This is a genomic window from Desulfofalx alkaliphila DSM 12257 (assembly GCF_000711975.1).
In the GTDB taxonomy this organism is placed as follows: domain Bacteria; phylum Bacillota; class Desulfotomaculia; order Desulfotomaculales; family Desulfohalotomaculaceae; genus Desulfofalx; species Desulfofalx alkaliphila.
In genome coordinates this window covers 1-7,314 of the sequence record NZ_JONT01000040.1, presented here as the reverse complement: position 1 = coordinate 7,314, position 7,314 = coordinate 1, and the positions used below count along the sequence as shown (strand labels likewise).

Genomic DNA, 7,314 nt, shown 5'->3' with positions numbered 1-7,314 from the left:
TTTTCAACTATATAGTCAGTTAATTCTTTTACATCAATGTTATTATCTGCTTGTAATAGCTGATTACGCCTTTCTTCATAATCCCGCACATATTTGGTTACAGTCCGCCTATTGATACCAGTTTCTTTGGAAATTGCTCTTAATGATTTCCCATCTCTAAAAGCGGAGATAACAATATGCTGCTTTTCACTCAAAGTTATCACTCCGTTTTGCTCCCTCCATAAAGTTATTTACAGAGGGTATTTTACTTTTTAGTGGTGTATTTTTCAATTATTATCCTGGTGTACTTTTATTTTATTACAAGCAATTTCATCAGCAACATCTTCACAGGCAGTAATTTATATGTTTTTCTCCGGTTAAGACCAAATTAAATGCTTCTATAAGTTTGTTTCCTTTCTTAACCTGTGCAATGCCCATGAAAAACTGATAACGCATAAGACCGCAAGTAAAAGGAGGACGAGGGTAATATCACGAGTTACGATATTCCCTTGTATAATCAAGGCTCGTTTACATTAATTACATGAGTGAACGGGTTTAAATTTACCACAATTGCCAATCCCCCAGATAATGTATTCGCCGGAAACAAGGCTGTGCTTAGAAAAAGATCGGCAGAACAATCGCGTTCATCTCGGTTTTATATACAATTTCATTTGGCAGGCAAAGGCTGATCGCGTATGTTAACCCAGCCAAAAAGAATGCCGTCATAAATATAATTAACACTATGAGTAACAATCCCATAAAGCCCGAAGCGATTTTTACCGAAAAAACAGGCTTACAATAAACATAACAGCAACTTCAAAAAAGTGTATAAAACCGATTCCAATACTTGACCCAGTACAATGGAGCTTCTACGAACCGGGGAAATCAATATCCGGCTCTGGCTGCCGAAATAAAAAGAAAAAGGTTGGGAAACTCCCCAACCAATTGTATATATTATAATCTAGTTAACTCTAATATCCAATTAATCCACCCTGATATAGATGATGCCCGCCTATAAAATGTATCTTCGGACCGTACATTATATAGTTTACTAGCTTTCATAATCTTTACTATTTCATCCCTAGAAGGCATATCGCCTTGATTTATACACAATTTAAAAGTCTCATAAAAAGCCTTGTGCGATAAAATCAACTCTACTAGCCTTAACTGCCTTGGCTTATATTTCAATTTAAACAATCTCTGTCCTTCATCAGTTAATGAAAAAATTATCTCTTTATTCTCTCTACGCTTATGTACCAAACCTAAATACCTAGCTGCATCAGTATAATAATTAGTTTGTCGTGGGTCAAAGTCATAATTCGCGGTAATTTCATCTCTAGTTAGCTCTGATTCATTTAAGAGTTCGCAAAGATTCACTACCCTCTTAAAAGAGTCTGCTTGCGGGAACGGTATTTCCGGCTCTCTAACAATTTTTGTCCTCTTTAGCACTTCTAATATATCTTCGAGGCTTATTTCTGTCTCTTCTATGCTATATCTCTTTTGTTTAACCAGGGTAAGTGAGTTGTAGTTTTCGGCTTCCTGGAACTCATATTCATAAAAAGTAAATATACCGTTTGAGTAGGTTAAAAATAGTGATCTGACCCTTTTGCTGACTTTATTATTCCATAGCCTATAAGGGTAATAAAGTTGTCTTATTAAAAAATCATCAGAAAGAGAATTCTTAGCCTCAATTAAAGAAAGTGTTTCAAGCCCTTCATATCCTCCATCAATTTCTATTTGGGAATTAACAACCTCAACTCGGACATTGACCCCCGGAAATGTTTTAATCTTAAAATCAAAAGATTCAGAACTCATTCTGCCGCTGACTGTTGGCAATATCCCTTCATCTTCTATAAAGTCGGCTAATATGCCTGAAACATAGGCACAATTAAGGGCCGCTGATTCGCTTGTTATGTTCTCAAAGTCAATGCTCTCTATATGAGTTGGGAACGGCACCTTAATAATTTCACTCTCTGTTTCTTCAAAATCCTTATAAGCATCAAATTGGGAAATTAAATAGCTCCCCCTTGTGACTGGAAGAATAGAGAGTCTATTTTTCTTAAAAATTTCCGGCAAATTCTTTCGGTGATCAAACTTTGTCATTAGTCTTGCTTCTCTAAACTCATTGATCTCCCTTGAGCTAATTGTAAATATACCATGCTTTTCTATTTTTCCTAATATCTTGTATTTTTCAAAAAGCTCCTTCCATGCAACTTCATTTTTTGTATCACTCATAATTCTTCACCAACACTTCGTCAACTTTTCCTCTCTTATCCCCTATGGAATTAATAGCCCTATTTGCTTGAACAATTGCTATGTTGTAATCTTTGTATAGGTCTAATATAAATTCGGTAGCAGAATTAGAGAGTAAAAACTTTACGCCTCTGGCGTCTAATTTGTCACAAAGTTTTTTAAGCCTGATCTGTTCCTCTCTATTGAAACCACCTTTGTCATATCCTGTAAAATTAGCACTAACTGAAACTGGGTCATAAGGGGGGTCAAAGTACACAAAACTTCCTTTTCTGATACCTTTTACCGCCTCTTCAAAGTCACCACATTTGAAAGTTATTTTCGTTTTGTTAAAATAGTTACTAACTGCCCTTAATGTAGTCTCGTTAACGATGTTAGGGTTTTTATATCTACCAAATGGAGTATTAAACTCCCCTTGCTGATTTACCCTAAACAACCCATTGTAGCAGGTTTTATTAAGATAAATAATCCTTGACGCTTTTTCAATGTTACTTAACTGACTATACTTCTTTTTATCCCTGTCTAATTCTCTTATTTTATAAAAATAGTCCGCTTCATTTTTATGTTTTTGTAAATCTTTAATCAACTCTTCAAGATGATCTCTGATTACAATATATACATTAATTAATTCTTCATTTATATCATTAACCACAGCCTTATTAGGCTGAAGGTGAAACAAAACGGCACCACCGCCTAAAAATGGCTCGTAATATGTAGAAACTTTATCTGGTATATGTTTTGAAATATATTGCAATAACTGTCGTTTCCCGCCAACCCACTTCAGTACGGGAGCGACTAACAGATTTTTTTTCATAACAATCACCCTCGTTCAATTATAGCATGAAGGCTAAATTATAACACAAATGTCAACAACGTTTTTCCCCGATTGGACATGCGGAAAAATATTGGACTCTAAATAAGGTAGGAGGGCGTCTGCATATCCTTATGGGCATTTTATCACAGTTTTTAATAATATACTCCTTTATTCCTCTTGTTTTTTATTCGCTATTTTATTAAGTAATCTTCTGCATCCACAATAGGAATAATTTGCTCCGTATCAAGGAGCACTTGGCCATTTAATTCATAAGAAGTAACCTTAATACATTTTATTTTTATATTATGGTCTAATAACCGCATAACAGTTGAGGTTACTTCCTTTCTAAAGTTTGCAGCAATCATTATGATTCTTTGGTCATCACTATTTAATTATACTTCACTAATTCCGATACAATTCTGTTTTTAATACTATTACATAGGAATAATTATTCAAAATAATACTTTCAACTACTTTCAGCTATTTTTTGATTTATATCCTTTATTATAAATTATACCACTAATTTGTATTTACTTATTAGAAAACACGAAAAACACCCTGCATTTCAGCAAGGTATTAGAAGTTAATAACATTTCTCTTCAATTTTCAATATCTACACTAATTCCTGACTTAAATTCAACAGTCAACTTTCCATCAAATGCTGTAACCATTTCAATGAGTCGCTTCAAGTTCTTTTAAATAGATAAGCTCCCCTTGTGGTCGAATTGAAGTCGGCACGATCATATTTTTCATGTTCGATTGAAATAATCTGTTTATACTTTCTGACCAGTACGATATCTATGTAGATACATCGCAAAAACAACAAACCAAGTCACAGCACATAGTGTTTTCATTATTAATAGTGATATAGAATTCTCAGATGTTCCATCTATAACATCAAATATTGCTAAAATTGTCCAGATCAATGCGACAACGCCCAATAGAATTACTTTTAACAGATACACCTTTTTCTTCATACCCCCACAACTCCCAAACACCTATTCACTACAGTTTTTTCTTTGCGATATAAAATACATAGCTGTAATAATCCTTAAAACGATTATACAAGTCTGCTTCAATTTTACTTTCTTCAATAAATTCTTTAACCTCATCAGCATAATCATATTTTTTAAGGAAAGCTTTCTCATTTTCAAATAGCGGCTGATAATAATTATCTATCCAGCATTTATCATCCAAGACAAAATGGGCGACGTTAGTATACCCGCATTTCTCAATGACTGATAGCTTATTCTCGATGGTATCAATCTCCGAATAGGCATTAACCCAATACTGTTCGATTTCCTCCGGCCTTATATCGGTCAGCCAAGAGATTTCAGAAACAGCAATATAACCGTTATCTATTAAATATTTTTTCCACAAGGACAGACCTTTTTCAAAACCGATGTTGTAGATAGTTCCCTCCGACCATATCACATCAAAAGACTTTTCAGCAAAGCTTAATCTATCCATTAACATTTCTTTAACTACTATACGATTAGCCAGGTTATTCTCCTTGACTTTTTGTATCAACTTTTCTAAAAACTGCGGCAGCTTATCTATGGCAGTGATATGTGCATCAGTATTTTCTGCGAGGGTTATTGTCTGTCCGCCGGTTCCGCAGCCGATATCAAGTATTCTAGATTTTTCATTTAAATAAGGAAGGTAGCTTAGCGCTTTTAATGTTGCTTCTTTGCTCCCCGGTCCCTGACGTTCGTTATCCTTGTGATACTCTATGATTAATTCTAATAAATCCACTTTTATCCTCCTCTCGTATCACCTGCTCTATCGATTTCACGAGAAGACATACCGTCTCCACATGCCTTGAGCTGGTAGGGCCTTGGCGGACTGTATATCCATGCTGGGAGAGGATATCATTCTCCGTTTTGAGTTTCTGAAGCTCCTTGCGTAGCTTGATTAATTCCTGTTCTCCGGGATTCTGTAATAATTGTTAAAGAAATGGATCGACACCTGACACCTGCTCATAGCACCATTTATAAAAATAGCGTTATTAAAAAGGTTAACAATATAAAAACCGTTCCTGCCATTGCTACAAGCAAAAATAAGGGGATTTTTCTACCTGCAAAACTATTAGTTAATGCCCCTTTCTTGGGACATACAATAATGCATTTTTGGCAGTTAATACACTCAGCCGATATTACCTTCTTCATTTTATACACCTCTAGATTTGAGGGACATTTCTTTGTACATAAAGTGCAATTGATGCACTTATCTTCGCATCGGACGATACCACTGGGACTAAAGCAACCTGCAACTCCGGCGAGAGCACCCTGGATGCAGATATATTTGCAGAAGAATCTATCAATAAAGAATGAGCCAATAATTGTTACAAACATCAACATTATACTTAGCCAAGCTAATCCAGGCAATATTATGTCATATTGCTCAAACACATCGTCAACAGTGATTTGTAGCAGTAACTTGCCGTTTGCAATGGATAATACTGCAAAACCTGTAAGTATGATGTATTTCGCTGCTCTAAGATATTTATCAAGTGTTGCAGGAACTGTGAACCTTTTTTTTAAAATCTTGAATCCTATATATCCAATAGCCCTTTGCAGCGCCCCCACCATGCACAAAAAACCACAAAAACTTCTTTTGAAGATAATGGCAAAAAAAATAAACATTATTAGAACTGCCATGATGTTAAGTTGAACTGCTTTTTCGAAAGTCTCATCAATAAGGAAATGAAAAATAAACGGGAATAATATTAGAAAAAAAGGAATGGCCGTTTTTGCAAATTTCTTAGTATTAATATTCATTACATGACCTCCGTATATTTGAGCTTGCCCCGTTAAAGTAGACACATAGAACGGCGGGTTTTCTTCAGAATTTACAAGATCTCATTCTTAGCTGTTTATCTAATAAGTCACCCCTTGTCATGGAGCCTCTAGGCCTGTGTTGGCCCTTTGGGCGGGAGGGCTATACTAATTGCCTCCCGCCCAAAGGGCCAACACAGGCCCCTCACCATGTAGAAGGGTTTACGCTGTTAGTTAAAAGAATTGTTCATACATGTATTTATTGAAAAAGCTTAAGTTAATCGAAAAGTTAGTCAACCAGTTGTTATCCACAGTGACCGTGGCTGCCAATATGTATCTAAAAGCTACCTTAGAAGCTACACCAGCAGCACATTTTATCCACAGTTACTCAAATAAGGGTAACCCATGGGACAACGCATGTATAGAAGCCTTCGCCGACCTTTAAAATTTTTGGTGTGCTACTGGGCCCTGTGTGGTTACAGATAATTTATCTAATTATTGGGGCTTTATTGGGTTATGCTTTAATGTTACTTATCAAACATTTACAACTTAGAAGATAAATAATCTTATGGGTTTCATCCTTACTTGCTTCTTTTCTTACCTAATGTAAATCCACTAAGTTTTTAAGACATAAAAAATACTGTCCTAGTATTTTGGGGTCGCCCATTCTCAAAAATAGAACATTAACAAGTTGTTCATTTGACTTATTTAAAACATGCTGCTTTCTTATTATTTTATTAATATCTGAACGCAATACTTGGCATACTATTTTTTTGGTTTCCGAACAATCTATTTGTGACAAGACAATGCTAATATATTCTTCTACATTTCTGCACATAACCACACCTTCATTCAGTTTTTTTAACAGCATAACGGTTAGCTCTAAAGTCAATTTATCTGTTTTGCGATATGAATGAGCATTGCTTGATAGTTAGATTTAGTACAGATGTCACCCCCCATTTATTGCAGGATAATACCAATCTGTTGTAATTAAAATCTTCACAAAAATACCTCCTGTTTATTTATGTGATGATAATATCAAATCACATTAAACAAACAGGAGGTATAAAAATAAACAAATCCTAAACTCTTTTTTCAATTTAATTAATAATTATAATTTGCTACTCTAACAAGCATTTCGAGCTTTTACTGAGCCATTCTCAGTTTTCTGGACACCATTGCGTGTACGTAGCTTAGATTTTCTTTCATTTGCTAGCTAGTTCATTTTAAGCCGCCATAGCGGCCAGTTGATGCTTGTATTTCAGCGGGCTAATCCACCCTAATGCGGCATGTCGTCTTTGCCTATTGTAGTAGATCTCAATGTACTCGAAAATCGTTTGTTTAGCGTCTCTTCTGGTTCTAAAATGCAGGAAGTTAGTACATTCACACTTTAAGCAGCTGAAGAAGTTCTCTGCTGGTGCATTATCATAGGGATTGCCCTTGCGACTCATGCTTTGACGGATTTGGTGCTCTTCAAGTAGAGCTCGAAAAGCT

The 7,314-nt window shown here is 35.3% G+C and carries 9 protein-coding genes; all 9 read right to left on the bottom strand.

The window, feature by feature from the left end; genetic code table 11:
* Window positions 1–194 (bottom strand): helix-turn-helix domain-containing protein (locus tag BR02_RS0112400; protein ID WP_169738622.1); only part of this gene is annotated, 194 nt, incomplete at its 3' end.
* A 739-nt stretch (window positions 195–933) separates the two neighbouring features.
* Window positions 934–2,214 (bottom strand): type II restriction enzyme, encoded by a 1,281-nt coding sequence (locus BR02_RS0112395; RefSeq protein ID WP_031517576.1) that lies wholly within the window; start codon window positions 2,212–2,214, stop codon window positions 934–936.
* Entirely contained in the window at window positions 2,207–3,043 is an 837-nt protein-coding gene (locus tag BR02_RS0112390; protein WP_031517574.1) for a DNA adenine methylase, read from the bottom strand. The genes BR02_RS0112395 and BR02_RS0112390 overlap by 8 nt, the downstream gene beginning before the upstream one ends.
* 191 nt (window positions 3,044–3,234) lie before the next feature.
* On the bottom strand, window positions 3,235–3,408 hold the full coding sequence (locus BR02_RS15695; RefSeq protein WP_169738621.1) for a hypothetical protein: 174 nt from the start codon (window positions 3,406–3,408) through the stop codon (window positions 3,235–3,237).
* A 408-nt stretch (window positions 3,409–3,816) separates the two neighbouring features.
* On the bottom strand, window positions 3,817–4,020 hold the full coding sequence (locus BR02_RS0112380; RefSeq protein WP_031517572.1) for a hypothetical protein: 204 nt from the start codon (window positions 4,018–4,020) through the stop codon (window positions 3,817–3,819).
* A gap of 28 nt (window positions 4,021–4,048) precedes the next feature.
* A complete protein-coding gene (locus tag BR02_RS0112375) occupies window positions 4,049–4,798 on the bottom strand; it encodes a class I SAM-dependent methyltransferase (protein WP_031517571.1) in 750 nt (249 codons plus the stop codon).
* A 236-nt stretch (window positions 4,799–5,034) separates the two neighbouring features.
* Complete coding sequence (locus BR02_RS0112370; protein WP_051688313.1) at window positions 5,035–5,823, bottom strand: 4Fe-4S binding protein; 789 nt, start codon at window positions 5,821–5,823, stop codon at window positions 5,035–5,037.
* A 598-nt stretch (window positions 5,824–6,421) separates the two neighbouring features.
* On the bottom strand, window positions 6,422–6,712 hold the full coding sequence (locus tag BR02_RS0112360) for a hypothetical protein (RefSeq protein ID WP_169738620.1): 291 nt from the start codon (window positions 6,710–6,712) through the stop codon (window positions 6,422–6,424).
* Window positions 6,713–7,046: 334 nt separating this feature from the next.
* A partial coding sequence (locus tag BR02_RS0112355) for an IS3 family transposase (RefSeq protein ID WP_031517526.1) occupies window positions 7,047–7,314 on the bottom strand: 268 nt, incomplete at its 5' end.